Raw genomic sequence first — 26,527 nt, 5'->3', positions numbered from 1 at the left:
GGCAAAGATCCGCATGGCGCATCGCTGTAGGCCGCGCTATGCTGAAATCCGCTTTTCTTATTAAAACACGGGCATATGCATAAAATTGTTTTTGTGGAAGACGATCCTGAAGTCGGCAAGCTGATCGCCGCCTATCTGGGCAAACACGACATCGAGGTGCTGATCGAACCGCGCGGCGACAGCGCGCAGGCGCGCATTGAGCGCGAGCAACCCGATTTGGTGCTGCTGGACATCATGCTGCCCGGCAAAGACGGCATGACGCTGTGCCGCGATCTGCGCCCTACCTTCCCCGGCCCGATCGTGCTGCTCACCTCGCTCGACAGCGACATGAACCATATTCTGTCGCTGGAGATGGGCGCCAACGACTATATCCTGAAAACCACGCCGCCGGCGGTGTTGCTGGCCCGCCTGCGTTTGCACCTGCGCCAACACAGCCAGCAGCCGAAAGAAGAGTCGGTTCAGCCGCTCACCCAGCACAACGCGCTGCATTTCGGGCTGTTGTGCATCGATCCGGTCAACCGGCAGGTCACGCTGGGCGAAGAGACGATCACCCTGTCCACCTCGGATTTCGATTTGTTGTGGGAATTGGCGACCCACGCCGGGCAGATCATGGATCGTGAGGCGTTGCTGCAAAACCTGCGCGGCGTAAGCTATGACGGCATGGATCGCAGCATCGACGTGGCGATCTCCCGCCTGCGCCGCAAGCTGTACGATAACGCGCTGGAACCGTTCCGCATCAAGACCGTGCGCAATAAAGGCTATCTGTTCGCCCCTAACGCCTGGGCATCGGTGCAACAATGAGAAAACTTTTCGTCCAGTTCTTCCTGTTGCTGTTCGTCTGTTTTCTGGTGATGGCGATGCTGGTTGGCCTGGTGTACAAGGTGACCGCCGAGCGCGCCGGCCGCCAGTCGATGGACGATCTGATGAAAAGTTCGCTGTACCTGATGCGCAGCGAGCTGCGTGAAATCCCGTTGAAGGACTGGAACAAGACCATTGCCACGCTGGATCTCAATCTGTCGTTCAAACTGCATATCGAACCGCTCGGCAAACAGGCGCTGAGCGAGGATCTGAAAAAACGGCTGCGGCTGGGGGAAATCATCGCCCTCGACGATCAGTACACCTTTATGCAGCGCATTCCGCGCAGCCACTACGTGTTAGTGGTCGGCCCCATTCCTTATCTGTTCTACCTGCACCAGATGCGCCTGCTGGATCTGGTATTGCTGGTGTTTATCGGCATGTCGCTGGCGCTGCCGGTGTTTCTGTGGATGCGGCCGCACTGGCAAGACCTGCTCAAATTGGAAAACGCCGCCCAGCGGCTCGGCGCCGGGCATCTGGATGAGCGCACCCACTTCGATCCCACCTCCAGCCTGAGCCGGCTCGGCGTGGCGTTCAACCAGATGGCCGACAGCGTCAACACCCTGATCGCCAGCAAGAAACAGCTGATCGACGGCATCGCGCACGAGCTGCGAACGCCGCTGGTGCGCCTGCGTTACCGGCTCGAAATGAGCGATAATCTGTCCGAAAGCGAGCAGCAGGCGCTGAACCGCGATATCGGCCAGCTGGAGTCGCTGATCGACGAGCTGCTGACCTATGCCCGTTTGGACCGCCCGCAGGTTGCGTTAAACATTGAACCCATCGATCTGCCAAAATGGCTTGAGGACAAGGTCGATGATATCCGTCTTATTCATCAGGAACGTGACATCCAGCTCGATATCCCACACGTCGGCGACTTCGGCGGCGTCGATCTGCGCCTGATGGAGCGCGTGCTCGACAACCTGGTCAACAACGCGCTGCGCTATTCCGAACAGCGTCTGCGCGTCGGCCTGTGGTTTGACGGCGACCTCGCCTGCTTGCAGGTCGAGGATGACGGGCCGGGCATTCCGCCGGAAGAGCGTGAACGGGTGTTTGAACCTTTCGTCCGTCTCGACCCCAGCCGCGATCGCGCTACCGGCGGCTGCGGGTTGGGACTGGCCATCGTCCATTCCATCGCCGTCGCCTACCAGGGGCAGGTGTTCGTCGAAGGCAGTTCGCTCGGCGGCGCCAGTTTCCGTTTCTGCTGGCCGGTAAAGCCGACATTCAGTTTAAAAGCCGATCTGGCATAATGCCGCCAGACCTTCTCATTGGAGCCGAATAATAATGACATCTGCACATTCCAACACGTCTGCTTACGATCACCTGCGCGCCCTGTTCAGCCGGTTGTCGCGTTTCGGCCACCTGTCCGCCATCGCCGGTTGGGACATGCAAACCATGATGCCACCGGGCGGCAGCAAGGCGCGCTCCGAAGCGCTGGCCGAGCTGAGCGTACTGCAGCACCAGATTTTAACGGCACAAAGCACCGGCGCGCTGTTGGATCGCGCGCAGCAAGAGACGCTGGACGAACTCGACCGCGCCAACCTGCGCGAGATGCGCCGCCAATATGAAGACGCCGTGCTGCTGCCGGCGTCGCTGGTCGAGGCCAAGTCGCTCGCGGGTGCGCGCTGCGAACACGCCTGGCGCGCCCAGCGCCCGGCCAACGATTGGGACGGCTTCGCCGACAACCTGCGCGAGGTGGTCAAGCTCAGCCGGGAAGAGGCGCAGATCCGCGCGCAGGCGGCAGGCACAAGCCGTTATGATGCCCTGCTCAACCTGTATGAGCCAGGCATGCGCAGCAGCGATCTCGACCGCATCTTCGGCGATCTGAAAACCTGGCTGCCGGATCTGCTGCAGCGCGTGGTGGCCAAACAAGCTAATGAGCCCTGCCAGGCGCCACAAGGCCCGTTTAATGTGGACACCCAGCGTCAGCTGAGCCTGAGCGTGATGAAACTGCTCGGTTTCAACTTCGACAATGGCCGCGTCGACGTCAGCGCCCACCCGTTCTGCGGCGGCGTGCCGGAAGATGTACGCATCACCACGCGTTACAACGAGAAAGAGTTTCTGACCGCGCTGCTCGGCATCGTGCACGAGACCGGCCACGCCCGCTACGAGCAAAACCTGCCGCGCGATCTGCTTGGCCAGCCGGTCGCCCTGGCCCGTTCTACCGCTATCCACGAATCGCAGAGCCTGCTGTTCGAAATGCAGCTGGCGCGCGGCAATGAATTCCTGAAAATCTTGCGTCCGTTAGTCACCGCGCAGTTTGGCGAACAGCCGGCGCTGGAAGAGACCAACTTCATTCGCCTCAACCAGCGCGTTAAACCGGGCCTGATCCGCGTCGACGCCGACGAAGTGAGCTATCCTGCTCACGTCATCCTGCGCTACGAAATTGAAAAAGCACTGATCGAAGGCGATATCGAAGTGGAAGACATTCCGGCGCTGTGGAATGAGAAGATGAGTGCTTACCTCGGCCTCGACACCATCGGCAACTACCGCAACGGCTGCATGCAGGATATTCACTGGACCGACGGTGCCTTCGGCTACTTCCCGACTTACACCCTCGGCGCGATGTACGCCGCGCAGCTGTTCCACAGCGTGCGTCAGGCCCTGCCTTCGCTGAACGAAGATATCGCCGCCGGCAACCTGCAGCCGCTGTTCCACTGGTTGCAGCACAACATCTGGCGCCACGGCAGCCGTTTCCCGACCGAGACGCTGATCGCCAACGCAACCGGCGAAGCGCTCAACCCACGCTACTTCCGCCAGCATTTGGAAAACCGCTACCTGTAATCTCCCCTGGCGCGGCCCTGCCGCGCCATTTTCCCGCCTGCTAGACCGGATAATGCTTCATAACGCACGTTCTTTGCCGACATCGCCTTGGCTACAGAGTGGCAGGTGGCCTCCCACCATTAGTATGTTGTAACTAAAGTAGCAAAAAACGCCGGTCTTCCGGCTTCTCATCCCAGCGCATGACGGGCGATCATCGCCGCCAGCTGCGGCCTCAACGGCGCAGGCAGGTCATGCCCCATGCCCGGCATAATATGCAATTTGGCGTTGACGACCGCGCGGGCGATCGCCACTCCACCCGCCTTGCGTACCAGCCGATCGCGATCGCCGTGAATGACCAGCGTCGGCGCGGCTATGCGCCGGCTGTAGCGACGCAGATCGCCGCTGCCGAGCAACGCGGAAAGTTGCCGCTGCACGCCTTCGGGATCCACGCCCCGCTTCAACAACCGATTCACCAATGCATCCAGCTCCGCCTCCTCCGGCGGATAAAACCGGGTACCGAGCGCGCGCAGGAAGGCCTTCATTCCCTCGTGGCGCTGCTGCAGCGTCAAATCGGCCGCCGGCCGGCGCACCAACAGCCACAGCAGCGAAGGCGCCGGCGGTGGCAACAGCGGCTGATTGGTGCTGGAGAACAAGATGCATAACGAGGCGACGCGCTGCGGGTATTCGGCGGCCAGCACCTGGGCGATCATCCCCCCCATCGAAGCGCCCAGTACGTGAGCCTGCGGGATGCGTAAATGATCGAGCAGATGCGCCGCGTCCGTCGCCATGTCCGCCAGGGTATAAGGCACCGGCGTTTGCCAACCGAGCTGGGCGCGCAGCATCAGCAGCCACAACGGCTGCGTGCGTTGCGCCTGCGTTTTGCCGGAAAGGCCGACGTCGCGGTTGTCATAACGGATCACCCGAAACCCCTGAGCCACCAGGGCGCGGCAGAAATCGTCAGGCCACAGCAACAGCTGCGCGCCGATGCCCATGATGAGCAGCAGCGGCGGGTGCGTCTCATCGCCCCAGTCCTCATAGGCCAGCGGCACCTCGCCCTGTTCGGTTACGCCATAACGAATCACTATCTCGTTCATTTTCAATCCCTTTTATCGCGCCTGGCGGCCATTATAGCAGCAATCCCCTCGCCGCCGTCGCCCTGTACATTAGGTTACATGCCGAAACCAATCACTCACGGAAAGCCGGGCGCCGTTTGCCTACTATCATTTCAACGGCCCCGCAGTGGGGTTGATACCCAAAAGTCATGTTGAGGATTCTACGATGAAAAAAGTATTAGCTCTGGTTGTTGCCGCTGCAATGGGTCTGTCTTCCGTGGCTTTCGCTGCCGAGGCTGCCACCACCGCACCTGCGGCTACCGCCACCACCGCCACCGCTGCGCCGGCTAAAGCTCAGGTGAAACACCACGGCAAGAAAGCGCCGGTACAGAAAGCGCAGGCGGCCAAGAAGCATCACAAAAAAGCCGTGAAGAAAGCCCCGGCGCAAAAAGCCCAGGCTGCTAAAAAGCACCACAAGAAAACCAGCCACAAAAAAGCGTAATGACGTGAGGGTCCCCTCACCGCTTCAGGCTTGACGTGTACGACACCCGGTTCGCCGGGTGTTTTTTCATCGGGGGGTTCTCATTGATGCTGCGCCGCTACCTGTTCGAGATCGTTCTGACCGCCCTGATCCTTTGCGGACTGATCGCCGTCTTTTTTTACCTGTAGCCTGCCGCGTTGCCGGCGGGAAATTATTGAAAAATCAATTATTGCCCATCCACATGGCTGCTAAATCAGTCTATAGTTAGCATTCAGTGTGTTTATGGATGATCCGTATTTGTCAGGCAAGAGATCTATGCGCATATCCGTTTTACTGTTGCTGTGCTCACTCCCGCTCATCGCTGCTCAGGCGGCACGCGCCGACGGCCCGTCCAAGGCCGAGCAAACGCGTCTGTTTTTCGGCAAAGATGAACGAATCAAGGTCACGGATACCGCCGCCCAGCCGTGGCAAGCCATCGGCCAGGTCGAAACCGCCAGCGGCAATCTGTGTACCGCCACGCTGATCTCCCCGCACCTGGCGCTGACCGCCGGCCACTGCGTGCTGGCGCCGCCCGGGCAACTGGATAAAGCCATCGCTCTGCGCTTTGTGGCAGGCGATAAATCCTGGCAGTATCAAACCGGCGATATCGAGACCCTGGTCGACAGCAAGCTGGGCAAAAAGCTGAAGCCGGACGGCGATGGCTGGATCGTCCCGCCCGCTGCGGCCGCTTATGATTTTGCGCTGATCCGGCTGAAAGACAAAAAGCCGTTGCCGATCGCACCGTTGCCGCTGTGGCAAGGCGACAGCAAGGCGCTGACCCAGGCCCTGAAACAGGCCAAACGGCTGATCACTCAGGCGGGTTACCCGGAGGATCATCTGGATGACCTCTACAGCCACCAAAACTGCAAGGTCACCGGCTGGGCCCAGCAAGGCGTATTGTCGCACCAGTGTGATACCCTGCCCGGCGACAGCGGCTCACCGCTGCTGTTGAAAACCGCCGACGGCTGGCAGCTGATCGCCATCCAAAGCTCGGCGCCGGCGGCGAAAGATCGCTATCGCGCCGATAACCGCGCCCTGGCGGTGCCCGGCATCCGCGACGCGCTGGACGCCCTGGCGGCGGGCAAGTAGCTCTCGCCACGGCGCATCAAGCGCCGTGGCTGTTTATCTGTTCCCTGAATTTCAACTTGCGCTGCGCCGGCCGCTTGCCGGCCGGCGCGCCCGAGCTTAACCCGAAAGCTGCTCGATAGTTTGCAAAATGCGTTTGTCGGAGATCGGGTAAGGCGTGCCCAACTGCTGCGCGAACAGGCTGACGCGCAGCTCTTCGATCATCCAGCGCACCGCCTTCACCTCTTCCTCCTGCTGTCGCTTCGGCGGCAGCTTGTTCAGCCACTGCTGCCACGCCTGCTGTACCTGCTCCACCCGCAGCATCTGCGCGCGATCGCGGTGCGGATCGATAGCCAGTTTTTCCAACCGCCGCTCGATCGCCTGCAGGTAGCGCAGCGTGTCCGGCAGGCGTTTCCATCCGTTGCCGGTGACGAAGCCACGATAGACCAGGCCACCGAGCTGGGTCTTGATGTCCGACAGCGCCAGCGCCAACGACATGTCCACCCGGCCTTTCAGCCGCTTGTTGATGTTGAAGACCGCCGTCAGGATCTGCTCAACCTGTTTGGCCACCTCGACCACCGTGTCGTTCAACTCGGCGCGGATCTGCTCTTGCAAACGCGCAAAGCCTTCTTCCTGCCAGACCGGGCCGCCGTGTTCGGCGATCAGCTTGTCGATGCCGCACGAAATGCAGTCGTCGATCAGCTCCAGCACCTTGCCGTACGGGTTGAAATAAAGCCCCAGTTTGGCCTTGTTCGGCAGCTTTTCATGCAGGTACTTAATCGGCGAAGGAATATTCAGCAGCAGCAGACGGCGCGTACCTTGCCACATAGCCTGTTGCTGCTCGCTTTCGCTGTCGAACAGACGGATCGCCACGCTGTCCTTCTCATCCACCAGCGCCGGGTAGGCCTTCATCGAATAGCCGCCGCGCTTCTGCTCGTAGAACGCCGGCAGTTGACCAAAGCTCCAGACATGCAGATTGCTCTGCTCCAGCCCGTCATCGGCCACCGCCGACAGCGTCTCCTGCACCTTCTCTTTCAGCTGCAGGCGCAACGCGGCCAGGTCTTTGCCTTCGCGCAGCGTCTGGTTCTTCTCGCCCACCACGCGGAAAGTCATTTTCAGGTGATCGGGCACCTGATCCCATTGCCAGTCATCACGTGACACGGTCACGCCAGTCATGCGCCGCAGCTCGCGCTCCAGCGCGTCCAGCAGCGGCGATTCCAGCGCCGTAACGCGGCCGAGGAACGCTTCGGCGTAGTTCGGCGCCGGCACGAAGTTGCGGCGCACCGGTTTCGGCAGCGACTTGATCAGCGCGATCACCAGCTCACGGCGGATGCCGGGGATCTGCCACTCGAAGCCCTGCTCCTCCACCTGATTGAGGATCGGCAACGGAATGTGCGCCGTCACGCCGTCGGCGTCGGTGCCCGGTTCAAACTGGTAGCTCAGCCGCAGCTTGAGATTGCCCTGATGCCAGAAGTTCGGGTAGTCCAGCGCGCTGATCTTGTTGGCGCCGTCTTTGATCAGCATCTCTTTTTCGAAGTTCAGCAGATCCGGCTGCTGCTTGGCGGCATTCTTCCACCAGCTGTCGAAATGACGGCCGGAAACCACGTCGTTGGGGATGCGGCGATCGTAGAAGCCGAACAGCGTTTCGTCGTCCACCAGAATGTCGCGGCGGCGCGATTTATGCTCCAGCTCTTCCACTTCGGCGCGCAGCTTTTGGTTTTCACGGAAGAAGGCGTGGCGCGTCTGCCAGTCGCCCTCCACCAGCGCATGGCGAATAAACAGCTCACGGCACAGCAATGGATCGATGGCGCCGTAATTGACCTGGCGCGCCGCGACGATCGGCAAACCGAACAGCGTGACCTTTTCACTGGCCATCACCGCCCCTTGCGACTTCGACCAGTGCGGCTCGCTGTAGCTGTGTTTCACCAGATGCTGAGCCAGCGGCTCGATCCATTCCGGTTCGATGCGCGCGGCGATGCGCCCCCACAGGCGGCTGGTTTCCACCAGTTCGGCCACCATGGTCCACTTCGGCGGCTTTTTGAACAGGCCGGAACCGGGGAAGATCGAGAAGCGGGCATTGCGCGCGCCGGTGTATTCCTGCTTGTCCGCATCCTTCTGGCCAATGTGCGACAGCAAGCCGGTCAGCAGCGCGGTGTGCACGCTGCGGTAGTCGGAAGGCGTGCTGTTGATCGGCAGCCCCAGCTCTTTCACCACCTGGCGCAGCTGGGTATAGATATCCTGCCACTCGCGCACCCGCAGGTAGTTGAGGAAATCGTTGCGGCACAGCCGGCGGAACTGGCTGGAAGAGTTCGCCTTTTGCTGCTCCTGCAGATAATCCCACAGGTTGACGAACGCCAGGAAATCGGAGTCTTTGTCGGCGAAGCGGCGGTGTTTTTCGTCCGAGGCCTGCTGCTTGTCCATCGGGCGCTCACGCGGATCCTGAATCGACAGCGCGGCGGTGATGATCATCACCTCGCGCACGCTGCCGCTCTTCTGCGCCTCCAGCACCATGCGCGCCAGACGCGGGTCAATCGGCAACTGCGCCAGCTGACGGCCCTGCGGCGTCAGCTGATAGTGGCCGTTGTCGGCGGTGGCGATCGCCCCCAGCTCTTCCAGCAGGCGCACGCCATCCTGAATGTTGCGTTTATCCGGCGCTTCGACGAACGGAAACGCGGCGATGTCGCCCAGCCCCAGCGAGGTCATCTGCAGAATGACCGACGCCAGGTTGGTGCGCAGAATTTCCGGATCGGTAAACGCCGGCCGCGACAGGAAATCCTGTTCGGAATATAAACGGATGCACACCCCTTCCGACACGCGGCCGCAACGCCCTTTACGCTGGTTGGCGGAAGCCTGCGACACCGGCTCGATCGGCAGGCGTTGCACCTTGGTGCGGAAGCTGTAGCGGCTGATGCGCGCGGTGCCCGGATCGATGACGTATTTGATGCCCGGCACCGTCAGCGAGGTTTCCGCCACGTTGGTGGCCAGCACGATGCGGCGGCCGTGGTGCGACTGGAACACCCGGTTCTGCTCGCTGTTCGACAGGCGCGCATACAGCGGCAGCACTTCGGTGTGCGGCAAATTGAGGCGGTTCAGAGCGTCGGCGGTGTCGCGGATCTCGCGCTCGCCGCTCATGAAAATCAGAATGTCGCCCGGCCCTTCGCGCCCAAGCTCGTCCACCGCATCGAAAATCGCCTGCAGCTGGTCGCGGTCGGTATCGTCGCCGTCGTCGACCACCGGGCGGTAACGCACCTCCACCGGGTAAGTGCGGCCGGAAACCTCGATGATCGGCGCATTGTTGAAATGGCGCGAGAAGCGCTGCGGATCGATGGTCGCCGAGGTGATGATCACCTTGAGATCCGGGCGCTTAGGCAACAGTTCGCGCAGGTAGCCGAGAATAAAGTCGATGTTGAGGCTGCGCTCGTGCGCTTCATCGATGATCAGCGTGTCGTACTGCATCAGCAGGCGATCCTGCTGAATTTCCGCCAGCAAGATGCCGTCGGTCATCAGCTTGACCAGGGTGTTTTCCCCGACCTGATCGTTGAAGCGCACCTTGTAACCGACGCTGCCGCCGAGCGGGGTTTCCAGCTCGTCGGCGATGCGGTTGGCGACGGTGCGCGCCGCCAGGCGGCGCGGCTGGGTGTGGCCGATCAGCCCTTTCACCCCACGCCCCAGCTCCAGACAGATCTTCGGCAACTGGGTGGTTTTCCCCGAACCGGTCTCCCCGGCGACGATCACCACCTGGTGATCGCGGACAGCGTTTAAAATGTCCTGCTTTTTCTGACTGACCGGCAGGCTTTCCGGATAGGTAATGCGCGGGCAAGACGCGGCGCGCGCCAGCACTTTTTGCCGCGCCGCCGCGATGTCGCTTTCCACTTCGGCGGCAACCGCCAGCTGGGCATCGGGATTTTTGATTTTTCGTGCGCCCTGCAGGCGACGACGCAGGCGTTGTTGATCGCGGAGCATCAGCTCGCCCAGTTGGGCCGGCAGTGCCTCGAGCGGAGATTTCACGTTCGGTGTTCCTTGTTTCTTCGCCGCCAAGGCCAGGCTTGGCAACGGTTTAATGTTTTTTTAGCGATTTTTTTGCTTTAGCCGCACAGCCTATCACAAACGGCTTTTTCGCCCTACTTCCGCGAGCAAAACCTCGGCATGTCATTCAATAAAATCGAACGAAGATCTCGAAATATTGCGCTATCACTGTTGGAGGAATGTGAATAGCATGTACTTCATGCAAGGGACGCTGAGTCCTGATGTCACTGTCACAACGTAAGGAATTATCGATGAGCAACGTATTGGTTCTGAAATCAAGCATCCTGGCGACCTACTCTCAGTCTAACCAACTGGCCGATTTCTTCGTAGAGCAATGGAGCAACGCCCATAGCGGCGACACCATCACCGTACGCGATCTGGCCGCACAGCCAATCCCGGTGCTGGACGGCGAACTGGTTGGCGCGCTGCGTCCTTCCGATGCGCCGTTGACCCCGCGTCAACAAGAAGCGCTGGCGCTGTCGGACGAGCTGATCGCCGAGCTGCAGGCCAATGACGTCATCGTGATTGCCGCACCGATGTACAACTTCAACATCCCGACCCAGCTGAAAAACTATTTCGATCTGGTTGCCCGCGCCGGCGTGACCTTCCGCTACACCGAAAACGGTCCGGAAGGCCTGGTGAAAAACAAACGCGCCGTGATCCTGACCAGCCGCGGCGGCATCCATAAAGGCACCCCAACCGACCTGGTAGAACCTTACCTGCGTCTGTTCCTGGGCTTCATCGGCATTACCGACGTGGAGTTCGTCTTCGCGGAAGGCATCGCCTACGGCCCGGAAGTGGCGACCAAAGCACAGGAAGACGCCAAAGCGGCCCTGTCTCAGGTGGTTGCTGCCTAAGACCCTGCGCAGGGGCGCCGTGCCCCTGCCGGACAAAAGGCAAGTCCTGTCAAACCTGCACTACCCTCATAATAATCATCTATCCGTATCATTTAGCGCGCCAGACGGCGCGCTTTTTTTATTTCTTCAACCATTGTCCGTTGATGCCGCGCACATACTCGCCGCTCTGCGCACGCGTCACCAGCTTCTGCCCCGCCATGCGCGCCACTTCGTCGACGGCGATATGGTTGCCGTCCGCCACTTCCTGATACTTCTCGGCGCGGCCGGCGTTGATGCGCTTCACCAGCGCCAGTGTTTCCGCATCCTGTTTCACCGGCGCAATATAGCCGCTCAGGGTTTCGCCCACCCGCCCTTGCTGCTTCGCCTCATCCAGCGTCAGCGCCATCGCCACGCTGCTGAACAGCCAGGCGGCGCCGGCCAGCCACACATAACGTTTTTTCATGTCGGCTCCTAGAACAGACCGCTTTGGGTTTTCAGCAGGTTTTCGACGTCCTTATCCACCTTGATATGAATCTCATGCTCGATCTTGACGTTCATATTGATGGTGATCGGATCCTTCGGCGTCGCCACCTCGATGCGCGGCACGCAGCCGCTCAGCAGCGAAACGCACAGCACCGCTGCCAGCGCCGACACACTCATGATTTTCATTGTTGCTCCCCAGGTTGTGAGAGGGCCTGCTCCAGCCACTCCTGTAAATTGTCGCCGAAGCGCAAACTGCGCCACAGCTGAAACACGTTTTCCTGATGGCGATAGTTCAGGATCACCTCGCGCTTGGCGCTTTTCTGCGGATTGATGCCGTCGATGCGCGCGCTCAGCGTCAGCTCGCCCAGGTTGTCGAGATCGACCCGGGCGTGCGAACGGTTGATTTCCATGTAGCGCAGCCAGTCGATCGCCGCGCCGGTCGCCAGGTTATTGCTGCCGATGGCGTCGGCCATGTCTTTGTCCAGCCGCAGCGTCAGGGTGCCGGCGTTGGCGATCCAGCCGTTTTGCACCAGCCATTTCGGGTGATTCAGGAACAGCGGCAGTTCGCCGTCGACCCGGCCGGACATGGCGAACTGCTTCGGTTTCAGGGCGGTGAACAACGCGCTGAGATCGACCTTGTCCAGCTTCAGCACCGCAGCGTCATGCTGCGGCAACCGCAGCGCCGACAGGCTGATATGCCCGTTGAGCATGTCCACGCCGACGTTGCTCAACGTCAGCGGCTGCCTTTCGCTATAAGGATAGGTGCCCTGCAGATCGGCGGAGATATTCTGCATCTCGAACAGGTTGGTGAAAGACTTGATGCGCAGCGACACCGGCTGTTTGGCCCCCAATTGCCACTGATGCTGCTTGAACCGGTACGACAGGATAAAATCCAGGCCGCTCATCTCGCCGTCCTTCAGCCACATGCCGCCGTTTTTCACCACCCAGTGGCCACCGGCCTCGAACCCCTGTTCGCGAGCGGCGGAAAACGCCGACTGCGCGTAAAACTCGCCGTCGCGCAGCGTGAGATTGAGATCCGGCGCCAGCAGCGGTTGGAACACCTTCAGCGACTGTTTCGGCCACCAGGCTTCGCCGCGCAGACGTTCGCCGTCCCAACGGCCGCGCAGCGCGATCGGCCCAATCTGTTGCGCCTGCAGTTTGCCCTGCAGTTGGAAACTGTCCGGTGAACGGCCGTTTACCTGCAGCGCCAGCACCGGCGCCGGCAGATAGCCGCCGTCGCTGAAGCTGACCTTATCCGCCGCCAGCTGCAACTCGCCGTTGAACTGCGGACTTTGTTCATCACGCCGCCAGCGCAGCGGCTGATTGAGGCTCAGGCGCGGCGCGGCGACCGTCACCAGACCGTACTTCAACTTATCGAAGCCGGTGGAAAGTTTGTCGAGCACCAACTCACTGTCGCGCCAACGGCCGCTGCCGGCGACGTCCCAGGCGGCCTGCAGCGGCGGCAAGCGGCCATTGCCCCAGTAACGCCATTGCCAGTTGCCCTTGTCCGGCCAGAAATCCTGTGCCTGGCCGTCCAGGTGCAGCTTGAAGCGGCCCCAGTAACTGTCGCTGGCGCTCAAAATCGCCTGTAGGCGGCCGGTGATGCCGGCGGCGGTCACCTTCACGCCCGCCAGCGGCAAACGCGCCTCTTCCAGCGTCATTTCCGGCGTCACCTTGCCCCACAGGCGCAGCAGCGAACCGGGCTGCAGCACCAGCGTCGGGTTGAGAATGCTGCCGCCGATCACTCCCGGGATCGACGCGGTAGTGGAAAAGTCGGCCAGATTGGCCTGGCCGGTCAGTTGGAAGCGCAGATCGCTGTCGGTCAACCCCACCTTGCCCGGCCCGAGGGTGAGCACCGCATTGCCCTTGCCGTTGTGACCCGCGGTGATCACGTTCAGCCGCGCGCTGATCTCCGTTTCATCCAGCCCTTTGCTCCAATCGTGCAGCGCGATGCTGAGCCCGCCGTTCAACGGCTGCTCGCTGTACGGCCAACGCCACTCGCCCTGCTTGATGCTGACCCGCTGCGGCGAGACTTCCCACGGCAACACCGCCAGCGGGCGATCGTCGCCTTTCTCGCTCACCGTCAATACGCCCTGCTGCTGTTGCCAGCGCATGTCCAGCAATACCGGTTTTTCCAGATAGGCGGTTTGCATTTCCCCCTGCAACGCGCCCTGCGTCGGCAGGCTGGCCAGATCCAACGGGATGGTTATCTTGCCGGCGAGGTGCAAAGGTTGTGCGCTGTTGGGCGGAACCACGGTCAGGCTCTGCAACGTCAGCTGCTGTTTTTCATCCAGCTGTGCCTCGGCGCTGAGATTCGGACCCCGATAATGCAGACGTTGCCCGTCGGGGCCGGAGGAAAGCTGCAGCTTGCCGGCATAGCGCTGCCAGGGAATGAGCGTCAGGTCATTAATGGTGAGATCCAGCGGCGGCAGCTGTTGCTGCAGCTGATCGAGCGCCAGCGGCGCGCTGTTGGCGTCGCCGCTCGGCAGTTTTGACAAACAGGCGCTATCGACGCTGACCTTATCGCTCGACAGCTGCCAGCGGCCCTGGCGATAAGCCAGCCGCGTCGGCCCTACGTTGGCCAACAGGCAATCTTGCGCAGTGAAACGCGCCCCCGCCAACGCCAGCCCGCCCTGGTGCCAGTGCAATTTGCCCTGCAATTCCAGGCGGCTCCCCGCCGGCAACCAATGCGATAACACCCCCGGCAGCCAGCGCGGCAAGGTTTGCCACAACGCCAGCACCAGGATTGCGCAGCCCGCCACCGTCCCTATGAATACTTTCAATCGCCTGGTCATTAAATGATTGCTTCGTTCCTGAGTTAGGCATTGGTTAAGTCTATGCCTGAATTGACAATAATGATGGCACGAATTTGACATAGGGTGAAGCCGAGCGGGCTCGCAGAAGCGATTTGCACCTTTTTGGCGCAAACGTGTGCGGGGTTGTAGATTTTCGTTACATATACATCACATAAACAGGACGGTTTTCAGACTTTTGTTATTGTTGTTACCGTTGATGATTAATAGTCTTGCAACCATTCTAATAAAAGTTTAGCTGCTAGCTAACTATGTACTAGAGAAGCCATTCCCCACACCCCCGTGGGGATTTTTTTGCCGCCTGCCGCCACCGTCGTCTTCCCTCCATCGTATCCAGGCCCACCGCAGTCTTGCAGCAGCGATTTCGGCTATGTCGAAACGGGCTAACCAATTGTCGAATTTACTAAAATCTGTTAAATTGATCACAAAATCACGGTGGAGAAACCACGATGAAATTGGCGATATACAGTACCAAACAGTATGACCGTAAATACCTCGAACTGGTGAATCAGCAGTTTGGCTATGAGCTGGAATTCTTCGACTTTTTACTCAGTAAAAAAACCGCCAAAACGGCCGCCGGTTGCAAGGCGGTGTGTATCTTCGTCAACGACGACGGCAGCCGTGAAGTGCTCGAAGAACTGGCGGCGCTGGGCGTCGAAATTCTCGCCCTGCGCTGCGCCGGTTTCAATAACGTCGATCTGGACGCCGCCAAAGAACTGGGTATCAAGGTGGTGCGCGTGCCGGCCTACTCGCCGGAGGCCGTGGCAGAACACGCGGTCGGCATGATGATGTGCCTGAACCGCCGTATTCACCGCGCTTATCAGCGTACCCGCGACGCCAACTTCTCGCTGGAAGGGCTGATCGGCTTTAACATGCACAATCGCACCGCTGGCGTGATCGGCACCGGTAAAATCGGCGTGGCGACGATGCGCATTCTGAAAGGCTTCGGCATGAAACTGCTGGCCTACGATCCGTTCCCGAGCGAACAGGCGCTGGAACTGGGCGCGGAGTATGTCGATCTGAAGACGCTGTACGCGCAATCCGACGTGATCACCCTGCACTGCCCGCTGACGCCGGAGAACCACCACCTGCTGAATGCCGACGCCTTCGCGATGATGAAAAACGGCGTAATGGTGATCAACACCAGCCGCGGCGCGCTGATCGATTCCACCGCCGCCATCGATGCGCTGAAGCAGCAAAAAATCGGCGCCCTCGGGATGGACGTCTACGAGAACGAACGCGATCTGTTCTTTGAGGACAAGTCTAACGATGTGATTCAGGACGACGTGTTCCGCCGCCTCTCGGCCTGCCACAACGTGCTGTTCACCGGCCATCAGGCTTTCCTGACTGAAGAGGCGCTGACCAGCATTTCACAAACCACGCTGCAGAACATCAGCCAGTTGGATCGCGGCGAAACCTGCCCGAACCAGTTGAACGCCTGAGCGTAACCTCGGGGCGCCCTTGCGGCGCCCTGTTTATTTGAGAGAACGCGATGAGAAAAACCACGGTAGCCGCCCTTGCGGCGCTGGCCTTAGCGGGGTGCAGCATGAAACCACACACGGCCGTCACGCCAGGCGATCTGTTGCATCACAACTTCGTGTTGCAAAGCGTGGATGGCGAAACGGCAAAATCACCGGCGGGCGGCGGCCTGCTCAATCTGGAGTTCGGCGAGAACCTGCATGTCTCCGGCACGATGTGCAACCGCTTTTTCGGCCAGGGGCAATTACGCGACGGCGTGCTGACGGTGAAATCGCTGGCCACCACGCGCAAGCTGTGCCCTGATGAGCCGCGCAACCGCTGGGATCGGGTGATTGGCACCGTGCTGGAAAACGGCGCCGAAGTGACGCTAAACGCACAGCAGCTGACGCTCACCGGCAGCGGCCACACGCTTATTTATACCCTGCGCGATTGGGTGTATTGATCCTGCAGGCCAGGCGCCGCGGGCTTACCCGGCGCAGCTGCCCAGGGCCAGCGTACGTTCTTCGCACTGCTTGCCGTTCGGCATCTGGCACATGCGCAGCGCTTCACCGTTCAAGTTGTGCGCGATGGTGGTAACGCCGCCGACCGCCGCGCAATCGGCGCTGGTCTGCAACGTATTGATTCTGGCACTGTTGCCCTGCTGTACTGGCTCTTCGTTATTGCTGCTGCAGGCGGCTAAAAGCAGCACGGCGCTGGCAAGCAGCCATTTTGATGTCGTCATTATCCCACTCCTGAACCCGGAACTGCGCTGTGTAAAATCGCCATTGCTGATAACGCGCGTCACTTGGCGGACACGTTTCGCTATCTTTGATGCAAACTTGTTTAATCTAGCTCGATATATAAATAATGAAAATATATTCCAGCCATTATTTGTCGTTTTTTTGCGCCGGCCGAACATTTATTTTGTTTGCAGAATATTTCCGTGACGGCGCCACTCGCTGTCAGGCGCTGGCCGCACGCAAAAAAGTGATAACGTCACCGCGGCCATCGAGGAAGTTTTACTCGCGACAGCGGTATTAATTATCTTCGTGTGCTTTCATTGCAGCGGCGCATTTTTTGCTACCGGAGAGAACGATATTTGTGTCTATGCTGGCGGCGCTAAGTAATTAGCATTCCACTATTTTCAGTGAATGATGACTGAATTCTTCAACCGGCGCGACTTGCTGTCACGCCGGCTTTTTTTACATCAAAATAACACTCAGTGCACCGAGGCTTTCGACAGTAAATTAATCACCAGCACGCCGGCAATAATTAATCCCATGCCGACGATCGCCGGCCAATCCAATTTTTGCTGATAAACGAACACCGCGGCGACCGACACCAGCACAATCCCCATGCCCGACCAAATCGCATACACGATGCCCAGCGGCATGCTCTTGACCACCATCGACAGCCCCCAAAACGCCACGCCGTAGCCCAGCACCACCAGCAGCGACGGCCACAGGCGGGTAAAGCCCTCAGAGGCTTTCAACATGGTGGTGGCGATCACTTCCGCGACTATCGCCATCGTCAAATACATAAATGCGCTCATGGTTTTCTTCTGTCAATTTGCCGATGCGCAATTATGACGCGCCGGAAATAAATTGTCTTTAAACGGTGAAAACAATTTATTGCCGCCGGCCCCTAATCGGTGAGGAAATATGCCTTTGACGATTTATCACCCGCCACACAAACGCGATAAAGCCGCGTTCGCCCCCTCTGTTAGACTTTTTTCCATTACTGCGAAAGTGCGCTTTCGCGGCTTTGTGAGCAATGAAAAGGTAACGCCGATGATAACTACAGATGGTAATAATGCAGTCGCTTCCGTGGCCTATCGCACCAACGAAGTGATTGCCATCTACCCTATAACGCCAAGCTCCACCATGGCGGAGCAGGCTGATGCCTGGTCCGGCGATGGCCGGCAAAACATCTGGGGCGATATTCCGCGGGTGGTGGAAATGCAGTCGGAAGGCGGCGCGATCGCCACCGTGCACGGCGCCTTGCAAACCGGCGCGCTGTCGACCTCGTTCACTTCATCGCAGGGCCTGCTGCTGATGATCCCCACGCTGTACAAACTGGCCGGCGAGCTGACGCCGTTCGTGCTGCACGTCGCCGCGCGCACCGTGGCCACGCACGCGCTGTCCATCTTCGGCGACCATTCGGACGTGATGGCGGTGCGCCAAACCGGCTGCGCCATGCTGTGTGCCGGCAACGTGCAGGAGGCGCAGGACTTCGCGCTGATCTCGCAGACCGCCACCCTCAACGCGCGCGTGCCGTTTATCCATTTCTTCGACGGTTTCCGCACCTCGCACGAGATCAACAAGATTGTGCCGCTGAGCGACGATACGCTGCGGCAGATGCTGCCGCAGGCGGCGATCGACGCGCACCGCAGCCGGGCGCTGTCGCCGGATCACCCGGTGGTGCGCGGCACTTCCGCCAACCCGGACACCTATTTCCAGTCGCGCGAAGCCACCAACCCGTGGTATGACGCCACCGGCCAACACGTGATCGACGCCATGGAAGCCTTCGCCGCCCTCACCGGCCGCCGCTATCGGCCGTTCGACTATTACGGCCACCCGCAGGCCGAACGCGTGGTGGTGGTGATGGGTTCCGCCGCCGGCACCTGCGAAGAAGTGATCGACACCCTGCTGACCCGCGGCGAGAAAGTCGGCGTGCTGAAGGTGCGGCTGTTCCGGCCGTTCTCCGCCCAGCATCTGCTCGGCGCGCTGCCGGACAGCGTGCGCAGCGTCGCGGTGCTCGATCGCACCAAAGAGCCGGGCGCGCTGGCCGAGCCGCTGTATCTGGACGTGATGACCGCGCTGGCGGAAGCCTACAGCCGGGGGGAGCGCGCCACGCTGCCGCGGGTGATCGGCGGCCGTTACGGCCTGTCGTCGAAAGAGTTCGGCCCGGACTGCGCGCTGGCGGTGTTCCGCGAGCTGGCGCAGCCGCAGCCGCGCCCGCGTTTCACCGTCGGCATCTTCGATGACGTCACCGGGCTTTCGCTGCCGCTGAGCGACGAAATCCTGCCGCAGCGCGCTTCGCTGGAGGCGCTGTTCTACGGTTTGGGCAGCGACGGCTCGGTCTCGGCCACCAAGAACAACATCAAAATCATCGGCAACGCCACGCCGCTGTATGCCCAGGGCTATTTCGTCTACGACTCTAAAAAGGCCGGCGGCCTGACGGTGTCGCATCTGCGCGTCAGCGAGCAGCCGATCAATTCGGCCTACCTGGTCAGCCACGCGGACTTCGTCGGCTGCCACCAACTGCAGTTTATCGATAAGTACCAGATGGTCGAACGCCTGAAGCCCGGCGGCACCTTCCTGCTCAATACCCCTTACGGCGCCGATGAGGTCTGGTCGCGCCTGCCGCAGGAGGTTCAGGCGCTGTTGCACCAACGCCAGGCGCGTTTCTATATCATCAACGCCGCCAAGCTGGCGCGCGAATGCCGGCTCGGCGCGCGCATCAACACCGTAATGCAGATGGCGTTCTTCCACCTGACGCAGATCCTGCCGAGCGACGTGGCGCTGCAACAGCTGCAGGACGCCATCGCCCGCAGCTACAGCAGCAAGGGCCAGGAGATCGTCGAGCGCAACTGGCAGGCGCTGGGCGCCACCCGCGCCGCGCTGACCGAGATCCCGCTGCAGCCGGTCGACGCCAGCAGCCCGATGCGCCCGCCGGTGGTGTCGGACGCCGCGCCGGACTTCGTCAAAACCGTTACCGCCGCGATGCTGGCCGGGCTGGGTGATGCGCTGCCGGTTTCCGCCTTCCCGCCGGACGGCACCTGGCCGGTGGGCACCACCCAGTGGGAAAAGCGCAACATCGCCGAAGCGATCCCGATCTGGCAGCCCGACCTGTGCACCCAGTGCAACCACTGCGTCGCCGCCTGCCCGCACTCCGCCATTCGCGCCAAGGTGGTGCAGCCGGCGGAGATGGAACACGCCCCCGCCTCTCTGCAGTCTCTGGATGTGAAAGCGCGCGATATGCGCGGCCAGAAATACGTGCTGCAGGTAGCGCCGGAAGATTGCACCGGCTGTAACCTGTGCGTCGAGGTCTGCCCGGCGAAAGATCGCCAGAACCCGGAAATCAAGGCCATCAACATGGCGTCGCGCCTCGATAATCTGGCGGCGGAGAAAGACAACTATGATTTCTTCCTGCAGTTGCCGGAAATCGATCCGGCGCAGCTGGAGCGCATCGACATTCGCACCTCGCAGCTGATCACGCCGCTGTTCGAGTACTCCGGCGCCTGCTCAGGCTGCGGCGAAACGCCGTACATCAAGCTGTTGACCCAGCTCTATGGTGACCGCTTGCTGATCGCCAACGCCACCGGCTGTTCGTCGATCTACGGTGGCAACCTGCCGACCACGCCGTACACCACCAACGCCGAAGGGCGCGGACCGGCGTGGGCCAACTCGCTGTTCGAAGACAACGCCGAATTCGGCCTGGGCTTCCGCCTGACGGTCGATCAACATCGCGCGCGAGTGCTGCGTCTGCTGAACGCACTGGCGCCGCAGCTGCCGGAGCAATTGGTCAACGCCCTGCAGATGGCCGACGTAGCGCCGGAGCCGCGCCGCAAGCAAATCGCCGAACTGCGAACGCTGTTGGCGAGTTTCGAAGGCGAAGATGCGCGCCAGCTGGCGGCGGACGCCGACTACCTGGTGGATAAATCGATCTGGCTGATCGGCGGTGACGGCTGGGCCTACGACATCGGCTTCGGCGGTTTGGATCACGTGCTCAGCCTGACGGAGAACGTCAACGTGCTGGTGCTCGACACCCAGTGCTACTCCAACACCGGCGGCCAGCAGTCGAAGGCCACGCCGCTGGGCGCGGTGACCAAGTTCGGCGAGCACGGCAAGCGCAAGGCGCGCAAGGATCTGGGCGTCAGTATGATGATGTACGGCCATGTCTACGTCGCGCAGATTTCGCTGGGGGCGCAGCTCAACCAGACGGTGAAAGCGATTCAGGAGGCCGAGGCCTATCCGGGGCCATCGCTGATCATCGCCTACAGCCCGTGCGAAGAGCACGGCTACGATCTGGCGCTCAGCCACGATCAGATGAAACAGCTGACCGCCACCGGTTTCTGGCCGCTGTACCGCTTCGATCCGCGCCGCAGCGCCGAGGGCAAGGCCGCATTGGCGCTGGATTCGCGCCCGCCGAACAGCAGCCTGGCTGAAACACTGCTGAACGAGCAGCGTTTCCGTCGCCTGAACGCGCAGCAGCCGGAGGTGGCCAGCGCGCTGTATCAGACCGCCGAGAAAGAGCTGAAGGAGAAGTACGATTTCCTCAGCCTGCTGGCCGGCAAGGCGGAAAAGTCCGCCGCTGAGTAACCTCCCTCAGGGCGCGAGCGATTCGCGCCCTGTTCTTTTACCGCCGACGTAAATCGCAGCAACAAAACCTGCTGGCATTCCGGCGCGCAATCCGTACCATACAGGCCTCGCGTCGGGTGCGTGGCGGCTGGATGATGAATAATGATCAAAATCGGCCGGTTGAATGGTAAACTCGCGGTCTATAACGCCATGCCCCTAGTGCCCCCCATTGAGAATGAGCACGATTTAAATGTCAGAAAAGCAATCCGTTAGCCAAAAAGAGCAGTACAACCTGAACAAATTGCAAAAGCGCCTGCGCCGCAACGTGGGCGAAGCGATCGCCGATTTCAATATGATTGAAGAAGGCGACCGCATCATGGTCTGTCTGTCCGGCGGCAAAGACAGCTACACCATGCTGGAGATCCTGCGCAATCTGCAGCAAAGCGCGCCAGTCAACTTCTCGCTGGTGGCGGTGAACCTCGATCAGAAACAGCCCGGCTTCCCGGAGCACATTCTGCCCGCCTATCTGGAAAGCCTGGGGGTGGAGTACAAGATCGTCGAAGAAAACACCTACAGCATCGTTAAAGACAAGATCCCGGAAGGGAAAACCACGTGTTCGCTGTGTTCGCGCCTGCGCCGCGGCATTCTGTACCGCACCGCCACCGAACTGGGCGCCACCAAGATCGCTCTGGGCCACCACCGCGACGACATTCTGCAGACGCTGTTCCTCAACATGTTCTACGGCGGCAAGATGAAAGGCATGCCGCCCAAGCTGATGAGCGACGACGGCAAACACGTGGTCATCCGCCCGCTGGCCTATTGCCGCGAGAAAGACATCGAGCGTTTCTCGATCGCCAAAGCGTTCCCGATCATTCCATGCAATCTGTGTGGCTCGCAGCCTAATCTGCAGCGCCAGGTGATCGGCGACATGCTGCGCGACTGGGACAAGCGTTACCCAGGCCGGTTGGAAACCATGTTCAGCGCCATGCAGAACGTGGTGCCTTCGCACCTGAGCGATATCAACCTGTTCGATTTCAAAGGCATTCACCACGGCAGCGCGGTGGTGGACGGCGGCGATTTGGCCTTCGATCGCGAAGACATCCCGATGCAGCCGGTCGGCTGGCAGCCGGAAGACGCGGACGACGCGGCGCCAGCGCCAGAGCGTTTGAACGTGCTGGAAATCAAATAAGCCCCCTCGCCGCTTGCCATCCTGCGAGCGGCGACATTTCCCTTTCCCGACGATCTCGATCCTGTTCACAGTTTGCGCAAAATTTACTGGGCAGTGCCGTTTTTACCCTATACTGTTTATTTATACAGTCATATGGAGATCGCGCAATGAACATCACCCCCTGCCTGTCCCACGTCTCGCTGGGCTCCAACGATTTCGAGGCCGCCGCCGCCTTTTACGATCGTGCGCTGGCCGCTTTGGGTTGCCGACGCGTGCTGGAGCATCCCGGCGCCATTGGTTACGGCCGCGACTACCCGGAGTTTTGGCTGCAGGTGCCGATCGACGGCCGGCCGGCCTCGCCCGGCAATGGCACGCACGTCGGTTTTTTCGCTACCAGTAAGCAACAGGTGGATGAATTCCATCGCCAGGCGCTGCTGGCCGGCGCCGTCGATGAAGGCGCGCCCGGTTCGCGGCCGCATTACGGCGAGGCTTACTACGGCTGCTTTGTCCGTGATTTGGATGGGCACAAGATTGAAGCCAGCTTCTGGGATGAAAGCGCGGCCTGAAGAAGAAGGAAAGCCGAATAAAAAAATGCCGGTGATTAAACCGGCATTGTACGAATCAAATGTGCTATGCAGTAATTCAAAAATAAGAAAGTAAGACAATTATGGAGCGCAACGCCCATCGCTTGACGTTGCATTCACCTGCGAGAGAGATCATGCCCCATTTACCCCGGCTAAATGTTGATATTGCTCAATGTTAACCGGGTTTTCGTCATTTTTGCCTACAGCCAGCGGCTGCGCTTCAACCACCAGGCGACGCCAAGCACCAATCCGACCAGCATCAGGCAAAATGCCGCGAAACCGAAAGGATTACCGCCGCCCGGAATACCGCCAAGGTTGACGCCAAACAGCCCGGTCAGGAAGGTGGTCGGCAGAAATACCATCGCCAACAGCGACATGGTGTAAGTGCGACGGTTCATCGCGTCGGCCATCACCGTGGTAATTTCGTCGGACAAAATGGCGGTGCGCGCGATGCTGCCGTCCAGATCGTCCAACCCGCGCCCCAGGCGATCCGCGATGTCCTGCATGCGGCGGCGATCGTCGTCGCTCATCCACGGCAGGCGATCGCTGGCCAGCCGTGCGAAAACGTCACGCTGCGGCGCCATGTAACGGCGCAGCACGATCAGCTGTTTACGGATCAGCGCCAGCTGGCCACGCTCCGGCACCTGCTGTTCCAGCAAGGCGTCCTCCAGATCGATAATCTTGTCGTGCAGATCCTCAATGAATTCGCTGGTGTGATCGGTCAACGCATCGGAAATCTCCACCAGCCAGTTGCCGCTGTTGGTCGGCCCGGCGCCGCTTTGCAAATCATTCACCACCTGATCGATGGAATACACCTTGCGGTGCCGCGTGGAGATAATCAGTTTATCGGTGATGTACACGCGAATGGTGACCAACTGGTCCGGCCGTGAGTTGGCGTTAAAGTTGATGCTGCGCAGCGTGATCATGGTGCCTTCGCCCTGGCGGCTGACGCGCGGCCGTGAGCTTTCGCCGGAGAGCGCTTCGCGCACCGAGTCCGGCAGCAGCGGCGTGGTGCTCAGCCATTCGGCGCTGGCCGGGTGCGCGTAATCAAGATGCAGCCAGCAAGGCGCGTCGCAGGTGATCTTGTCATCCCGCTCGATCGGCGTGACGCCGCCCTTGCCATCCAGCTGGTAGGCGTAAACCGCGTCGGCGACCTGCAGCTCGCTCCCCTCAATCACATCCATTCATTTATCCCCTCAGTCTTGCTTATGTTGCTGAGTCTAGCGTTAACGCCTTGGAGATCAAAGACCAAGCTGTAACGCCAGTTTTCTCGTTGTCCCATAAACGTGATCTATACTTCTGCCGCAAGGAACGAACGGAGAACCGCAGGAGATCGCCATGCTAAAAACTTTTCTGGACATCGTCGTACCCACCGTAGGCGCCTTTGGCGCGATGTTTTTCGCCCTCGTCAAAACGCCCTTCCGCATTCGGCGGGAAAACCACGATAAGCTGCTAAACCTGCTCGAATCCGTCGAGAAGCCCCAAAGCGCCCCCATACGCCTGTTGCGCTTTCGCGACTATATCGGCAACAGCAGCGCCAGCCTCACTGCGCTGCAGCTGCTGTTGGCGTTACCGGACAGCGTAGCGGCGCTGGAACGCTATCGCTTCACCGGTGGCCGTCAGCAAATCTTGCGCGCCACGCCCGCTGGCTTCGTGTTGCGGCCAAGCGCCAATAACGCTTTCAAACGTTTCCTGCTTTCCTGCCGCTATTTTTTGCTGTATTTGGTGTTCGTTACGCTGCTGGTGCTGTTCCCCGCTTTGACTCAATGGGGGCTGCAGCAGTTTGGGGTATTGATTACGCCCCATTCACTCCGCTATCTGCCTAATGCACGCATCACCGACGGCTGGCAGCTGCTGTTCCCCGGCCTATTATTTATTATGATTATGTTCAGCCTGGCATTCCTGACCTTCAGGCAGTTGGCACGCGCGGGTAACCTCAGTTCGGAACGCGCCTTTTATCGCTACTATCAACGCGCGCGTGAGGAACAACGATGCCGGGAAGTCCTGAGACAAATGCGCACGGTACTGCGCCGAACCTGACGAGGCTGCGCCGTCTGCGCGGCATCGCCATGGCCACCCTGCTGCTGTTCGGCCAATCGGTTCGCGCAGAGCCGGTGTTAGAACGTCTCGCCACGCCCTACCACGCGCCGACGGCGGCGGGTTCCCTGCCTTATTTTGTCGCTCGCGCTCGATCCCCCCAGCCGCGTACCGCGCTGGTGGTGATGCACGGGCATCCACGCGACGCCGCCAAGACGTTGCAAGCGGCGATCGATGCCGCGCAGGGAGCGGGAGACAACAGCTTGCTGGTCGCTCCGCTGTTCCAGGTGCCGGTGAAACTCGCCGCCCGCTGCCATTCCGCCGGTCTGCCCCAGCCGCAAGACGGTGACGCTCTCTGGCGCTGCGGCTCGTGGATCGCAGGCGGTTTGGATAATGGCGGGAAAACCGGCTCGTTCAACGCCATGGATAACCTGCTGGCCGATCTGAAACGGCGTTGGCCGTCGCTGCAGTCGATCACCGTGGCCGGTTTTTCCGCCGGCGCCCAATTCGTGCAGCATTATGTCGGCTTCGCCAACCCGCCAAGCGGAGTGCGTCTGCGCTATGTGGTGGCCGATCCCGGCAGCTGGCTCTATTTTGATCGCCTGCGCCCTCTGCCCACAAGCTGGGGAAACTGCGGCAGTGAAACAACCTGCCGCTTCCGCTGGCAAACGCCGGACGCCGGACAGTGTCCACAGGCCAACCGCTGGAAATACGGCCTGGAAACGTTTCCCGCTCACCTACAGCGCACCGCCGACGCGGCCCGCCGGCGCTACGCCGCCGCCGATATCACCTATCTGGCCGCCGCCGATGATACCGGCACCGCGCCGGGCGCCTACTATCGGATACTCGACAAGTCCTGCGCCGCCCAGCTACAGGGTCCCTATCGGCTGCAGCGCGCCCTGGCCTATGCCGACTATGACCGACGTTATCTGGCGCCGGACAAACCGCATCGGTTAACGATCGTACCCGGCTGTGGGCACAACGTCGCCTGCGTCTTTCCGGCTCCGGCGGCCAGGCACGCGCTGTTTCCCATTAATGCAGACTAATAATAACGGCAATGAAATAAACCCTTGCCGATAAATCAGACAATATCACCGATAAAGCGCTGGTAATGCCGTTATTATTATGACTTAACATATTGCTATCAATTTTAATTCAAAATGATAATAATAAATCAACACAAAGCTGTTTCAGCGCAAATTTTAGGGGCATATACTTTTCTCACTACGAGGAGGTAGTTATGTTACGCGACCATTTAAAAATAAACGCCAGCGATACGCTGGAAAAAATCAGCAATATTCATTTGCAAAACCAGGGCCAGGAAGAGATCAGTGAGTTCGTGGTGAAAAACGCCGCCGGCCTGCAGATTGGCAAGGTCTCCGTCCACGATCGTTTCAGTACCCGTCGTTCTTATCCCACCAGCTACCGCATTACTCAGACCGATATGAGCGGCCGCGTAGTGGTGGACGCCATGCGGGACTGTCTGTAAGCGTAACCGCGCTCTGAAATAGACAATATTAATGTGATGATGGCAACCCTGTTTATTATTAAACGGGGTTTATCGCGT

22 protein-coding genes are annotated in these 26,527 nt (G+C 60.2%); 14 read left to right on the top strand and 8 right to left on the bottom strand.

Features of this window, described 5'->3' with window-relative positions; all coding sequences use genetic code 11:
• Nucleotides 1–75: 75 nt before the first annotated feature.
• The 3 genes from rstA to ACMGF7_RS19225 are packed head-to-tail and all read left to right on the top strand — an operon-like array spanning nucleotide 76 to nucleotide 3,636.
• Nucleotides 76–801, top strand: a complete 726-nt coding sequence (rstA, locus tag ACMGF7_RS19235) for a two-component system response regulator RstA (RefSeq protein ID WP_004938307.1) — start codon at nucleotides 76–78, stop codon at nucleotides 799–801.
• Nucleotides 798–2,102 (top strand): two-component system sensor histidine kinase RstB, encoded by a 1,305-nt coding sequence (rstB, locus tag ACMGF7_RS19230; protein ID WP_031299665.1) that lies wholly within the window; start codon nucleotides 798–800, stop codon nucleotides 2,100–2,102. The genes rstA and rstB overlap by 4 nt, the downstream gene beginning before the upstream one ends.
• Nucleotides 2,103–2,136: 34 nt before the next feature.
• Nucleotides 2,137–3,636: a carboxypeptidase M32 gene (locus ACMGF7_RS19225; protein WP_015377988.1), complete on the top strand. Its 1,500-nt coding sequence runs from the start codon at nucleotides 2,137–2,139 to the stop codon at nucleotides 3,634–3,636.
• Between the two features lie 167 nt (nucleotides 3,637–3,803).
• On the opposite strand, the gene ACMGF7_RS19220 is transcribed toward ACMGF7_RS19225, so the two are convergent.
• Nucleotides 3,804–4,709, bottom strand: a complete 906-nt coding sequence (locus tag ACMGF7_RS19220) for an alpha/beta fold hydrolase (RefSeq protein ID WP_420286579.1) — start codon at nucleotides 4,707–4,709, stop codon at nucleotides 3,804–3,806.
• Between the two features lie 184 nt (nucleotides 4,710–4,893).
• Here ACMGF7_RS19220 and asr point away from each other — a divergent pair, with 184 nt between their 5' ends.
• Both asr and ACMGF7_RS19210 read left to right on the top strand, forming a co-directional pair.
• A complete protein-coding gene (gene asr / locus ACMGF7_RS19215; protein ID WP_004930450.1) occupies nucleotides 4,894–5,169 on the top strand; it encodes an acid resistance repetitive basic protein Asr in 276 nt (91 codons plus the stop codon).
• Nucleotides 5,170–5,463: 294 nt separating this feature from the next.
• A complete protein-coding gene (locus tag ACMGF7_RS19210) occupies nucleotides 5,464–6,276 on the top strand; it encodes a trypsin-like serine peptidase (protein WP_033632938.1) in 813 nt (270 codons plus the stop codon).
• Nucleotides 6,277–6,372: 96 nt separating this feature from the next.
• On the opposite strand, the gene hrpA is transcribed toward ACMGF7_RS19210, so the two are convergent.
• Nucleotides 6,373–10,260, bottom strand: a complete 3,888-nt coding sequence (gene hrpA, locus ACMGF7_RS19205; RefSeq protein WP_197842845.1) for an ATP-dependent RNA helicase HrpA — start codon at nucleotides 10,258–10,260, stop codon at nucleotides 6,373–6,375.
• Between the two features lie 269 nt (nucleotides 10,261–10,529).
• Here hrpA and azoR point away from each other — a divergent pair, with 269 nt between their 5' ends.
• Entirely contained in the window at nucleotides 10,530–11,135 is a 606-nt protein-coding gene (azoR, locus tag ACMGF7_RS19200) for an FMN-dependent NADH-azoreductase (protein WP_015377994.1), read from the top strand.
• 118 nt (nucleotides 11,136–11,253) lie between these two features.
• Here the strand turns inward: azoR and ACMGF7_RS19195 are convergent, their stop codons facing one another.
• Genes ACMGF7_RS19195 through ACMGF7_RS19185 form a run of 3 tightly spaced genes read right to left on the bottom strand, consistent with a single transcriptional unit; the run spans nucleotide 11,254 to nucleotide 14,392 of the window.
• Complete coding sequence (locus ACMGF7_RS19195; RefSeq protein ID WP_015377995.1) at nucleotides 11,254–11,577, bottom strand: YdbL family protein; 324 nt, start codon at nucleotides 11,575–11,577, stop codon at nucleotides 11,254–11,256.
• An 8-nt stretch (nucleotides 11,578–11,585) separates the two neighbouring features.
• Nucleotides 11,586–11,783: a YnbE family lipoprotein gene (locus tag ACMGF7_RS19190; protein ID WP_004930472.1), complete on the bottom strand. Its 198-nt coding sequence runs from the start codon at nucleotides 11,781–11,783 to the stop codon at nucleotides 11,586–11,588.
• A complete protein-coding gene (locus ACMGF7_RS19185; protein ID WP_164094912.1) occupies nucleotides 11,780–14,392 on the bottom strand; it encodes a YdbH family protein in 2,613 nt (870 codons plus the stop codon). The genes ACMGF7_RS19190 and ACMGF7_RS19185 overlap by 4 nt, the downstream gene beginning before the upstream one ends.
• A gap of 467 nt (nucleotides 14,393–14,859) precedes the next feature.
• On the opposite strand from ACMGF7_RS19185, the gene ACMGF7_RS19180 reads away from it, so the two are divergent.
• Together ACMGF7_RS19180 and hslJ are read left to right on the top strand one after the other, a co-directional pair.
• Complete coding sequence (locus tag ACMGF7_RS19180) at nucleotides 14,860–15,852, top strand: 2-hydroxyacid dehydrogenase (protein WP_015377997.1); 993 nt, start codon at nucleotides 14,860–14,862, stop codon at nucleotides 15,850–15,852.
• A 50-nt stretch (nucleotides 15,853–15,902) separates the two neighbouring features.
• Nucleotides 15,903–16,331 carry a heat shock protein HslJ gene (hslJ, locus tag ACMGF7_RS19175; RefSeq protein WP_004930479.1) on the top strand — a complete coding sequence of 143 codons (429 nt, stop codon included), beginning with the start codon at nucleotides 15,903–15,905 and terminating at the stop codon, nucleotides 16,329–16,331.
• A gap of 24 nt (nucleotides 16,332–16,355) precedes the next feature.
• Here hslJ and ACMGF7_RS19170 read toward each other — a convergent pair whose 3' ends face one another.
• Nucleotides 16,356–16,610, bottom strand: coding sequence for a DUF333 domain-containing protein (locus tag ACMGF7_RS19170; RefSeq protein ID WP_197763517.1), 255 nt, complete (start codon nucleotides 16,608–16,610; stop codon nucleotides 16,356–16,358).
• Between the two features lie 477 nt (nucleotides 16,611–17,087).
• Nucleotides 17,088–17,420 carry a multidrug efflux SMR transporter SsmE gene (ssmE, locus tag ACMGF7_RS19165; protein ID WP_004930487.1) on the bottom strand — a complete coding sequence of 111 codons (333 nt, stop codon included), beginning with the start codon at nucleotides 17,418–17,420 and terminating at the stop codon, nucleotides 17,088–17,090.
• Nucleotides 17,421–17,658: 238 nt separating this feature from the next.
• Between ssmE and nifJ the strand changes: the two genes are divergently transcribed.
• The 3 genes from nifJ (at nucleotide 17,659) to ACMGF7_RS19150 (ending at nucleotide 22,905) form a co-directional block, all read left to right on the top strand.
• Nucleotides 17,659–21,192, top strand: coding sequence for a pyruvate:ferredoxin (flavodoxin) oxidoreductase (gene nifJ, locus ACMGF7_RS19160; protein WP_420286578.1), 3,534 nt, complete (start codon nucleotides 17,659–17,661; stop codon nucleotides 21,190–21,192).
• Nucleotides 21,193–21,421: 229 nt separating this feature from the next.
• Nucleotides 21,422–22,360 (top strand): tRNA 2-thiocytidine(32) synthetase TtcA, encoded by a 939-nt coding sequence (gene ttcA / locus ACMGF7_RS19155; protein ID WP_049239791.1) that lies wholly within the window; start codon nucleotides 21,422–21,424, stop codon nucleotides 22,358–22,360.
• 146 nt (nucleotides 22,361–22,506) lie between these two features.
• Nucleotides 22,507–22,905 carry a VOC family protein gene (locus ACMGF7_RS19150; protein ID WP_004930496.1) on the top strand — a complete coding sequence of 133 codons (399 nt, stop codon included), beginning with the start codon at nucleotides 22,507–22,509 and terminating at the stop codon, nucleotides 22,903–22,905.
• A gap of 218 nt (nucleotides 22,906–23,123) precedes the next feature.
• On the opposite strand, the gene zntB is transcribed toward ACMGF7_RS19150, so the two are convergent.
• Nucleotides 23,124–24,107, bottom strand: a complete 984-nt coding sequence (gene zntB / locus ACMGF7_RS19145) for a zinc transporter ZntB (protein WP_033643224.1) — start codon at nucleotides 24,105–24,107, stop codon at nucleotides 23,124–23,126.
• A gap of 154 nt (nucleotides 24,108–24,261) precedes the next feature.
• On the opposite strand from zntB, the gene ACMGF7_RS19140 reads away from it, so the two are divergent.
• The 3 genes from ACMGF7_RS19140 to ACMGF7_RS19130 all read left to right on the top strand — a co-directional run bounded on the left by ACMGF7_RS19140 (nucleotide 24,262) and on the right by ACMGF7_RS19130 (nucleotide 26,449).
• Nucleotides 24,262–24,963, top strand: a complete 702-nt coding sequence (locus ACMGF7_RS19140) for a hypothetical protein (protein ID WP_076741190.1) — start codon at nucleotides 24,262–24,264, stop codon at nucleotides 24,961–24,963.
• Complete coding sequence (locus ACMGF7_RS19135) at nucleotides 24,915–26,006, top strand: hypothetical protein (RefSeq protein WP_164094908.1); 1,092 nt, start codon at nucleotides 24,915–24,917, stop codon at nucleotides 26,004–26,006. The genes ACMGF7_RS19140 and ACMGF7_RS19135 overlap by 49 nt, the downstream gene beginning before the upstream one ends.
• Before the next feature lie 194 nt (nucleotides 26,007–26,200).
• Nucleotides 26,201–26,449 (top strand): hypothetical protein, encoded by a 249-nt coding sequence (locus ACMGF7_RS19130; protein WP_004930507.1) that lies wholly within the window; start codon nucleotides 26,201–26,203, stop codon nucleotides 26,447–26,449.
• Nucleotides 26,450–26,527: the final 78 nt, after the last annotated feature.

It is taken from the genome of Serratia sp. BNK-17, from assembly GCF_048684935.1.
Classification (GTDB): domain Bacteria; phylum Pseudomonadota; class Gammaproteobacteria; order Enterobacterales; family Enterobacteriaceae; genus Serratia; species Serratia nematodiphila.
The sequence above is the reverse complement of the archived record's forward strand: the minus strand, read 5'-3'. Positions and strand labels throughout refer to the sequence as shown.

What these genes read in the sequence shown, in the direction of transcription:
- rstA (WP_004938307.1), top strand. Translation starts at nt 76, where the DNA reads ATGCATAAAATTGTTTTTGTGGAAGACGATCCTGAAGTCGGCAAGCTG.
- rstB (WP_031299665.1), top strand. Translation starts at nt 798, where the DNA reads ATGAGAAAACTTTTCGTCCAGTTCTTCCTGTTGCTGTTCGTCTGTTTT.
- ACMGF7_RS19225 (WP_015377988.1), top strand. Translation starts at nt 2,137, where the DNA reads ATGACATCTGCACATTCCAACACGTCTGCTTACGATCACCTGCGCGCC.
- ACMGF7_RS19220 (WP_420286579.1), bottom strand. Translation starts at nt 4,709, where the DNA reads ATGAACGAGATAGTGATTCGTTATGGCGTAACCGAACAGGGCGAGGTG.
- asr (WP_004930450.1), top strand. Translation starts at nt 4,894, where the DNA reads ATGAAAAAAGTATTAGCTCTGGTTGTTGCCGCTGCAATGGGTCTGTCT.
- ACMGF7_RS19210 (WP_033632938.1), top strand. Translation starts at nt 5,464, where the DNA reads ATGCGCATATCCGTTTTACTGTTGCTGTGCTCACTCCCGCTCATCGCT.
- azoR (WP_015377994.1), top strand. Translation starts at nt 10,530, where the DNA reads ATGAGCAACGTATTGGTTCTGAAATCAAGCATCCTGGCGACCTACTCT.
- ACMGF7_RS19195 (WP_015377995.1), bottom strand. Translation starts at nt 11,577, where the DNA reads ATGAAAAAACGTTATGTGTGGCTGGCCGGCGCCGCCTGGCTGTTCAGC.
- ACMGF7_RS19190 (WP_004930472.1), bottom strand. Translation starts at nt 11,783, where the DNA reads ATGAAAATCATGAGTGTGTCGGCGCTGGCAGCGGTGCTGTGCGTTTCG.
- ACMGF7_RS19185 (WP_164094912.1), bottom strand. Translation starts at nt 14,392, where the DNA reads ATGACCAGGCGATTGAAAGTATTCATAGGGACGGTGGCGGGCTGCGCA.
- ACMGF7_RS19180 (WP_015377997.1), top strand. Translation starts at nt 14,860, where the DNA reads ATGAAATTGGCGATATACAGTACCAAACAGTATGACCGTAAATACCTC.
- hslJ (WP_004930479.1), top strand. Translation starts at nt 15,903, where the DNA reads ATGAGAAAAACCACGGTAGCCGCCCTTGCGGCGCTGGCCTTAGCGGGG.
- ACMGF7_RS19170 (WP_197763517.1), bottom strand. Translation starts at nt 16,610, where the DNA reads ATGACGACATCAAAATGGCTGCTTGCCAGCGCCGTGCTGCTTTTAGCC.
- ssmE (WP_004930487.1), bottom strand. Translation starts at nt 17,420, where the DNA reads ATGAGCGCATTTATGTATTTGACGATGGCGATAGTCGCGGAAGTGATC.
- nifJ (WP_420286578.1), top strand. Translation starts at nt 17,659, where the DNA reads ATGATAACTACAGATGGTAATAATGCAGTCGCTTCCGTGGCCTATCGC.
- ttcA (WP_049239791.1), top strand. Translation starts at nt 21,422, where the DNA reads ATGTCAGAAAAGCAATCCGTTAGCCAAAAAGAGCAGTACAACCTGAAC.
- ACMGF7_RS19150 (WP_004930496.1), top strand. Translation starts at nt 22,507, where the DNA reads ATGAACATCACCCCCTGCCTGTCCCACGTCTCGCTGGGCTCCAACGAT.
- zntB (WP_033643224.1), bottom strand. Translation starts at nt 24,107, where the DNA reads ATGGATGTGATTGAGGGGAGCGAGCTGCAGGTCGCCGACGCGGTTTAC.
- ACMGF7_RS19140 (WP_076741190.1), top strand. Translation starts at nt 24,262, where the DNA reads ATGCTAAAAACTTTTCTGGACATCGTCGTACCCACCGTAGGCGCCTTT.
- ACMGF7_RS19135 (WP_164094908.1), top strand. Translation starts at nt 24,915, where the DNA reads ATGCCGGGAAGTCCTGAGACAAATGCGCACGGTACTGCGCCGAACCTG.
- ACMGF7_RS19130 (WP_004930507.1), top strand. Translation starts at nt 26,201, where the DNA reads ATGTTACGCGACCATTTAAAAATAAACGCCAGCGATACGCTGGAAAAA.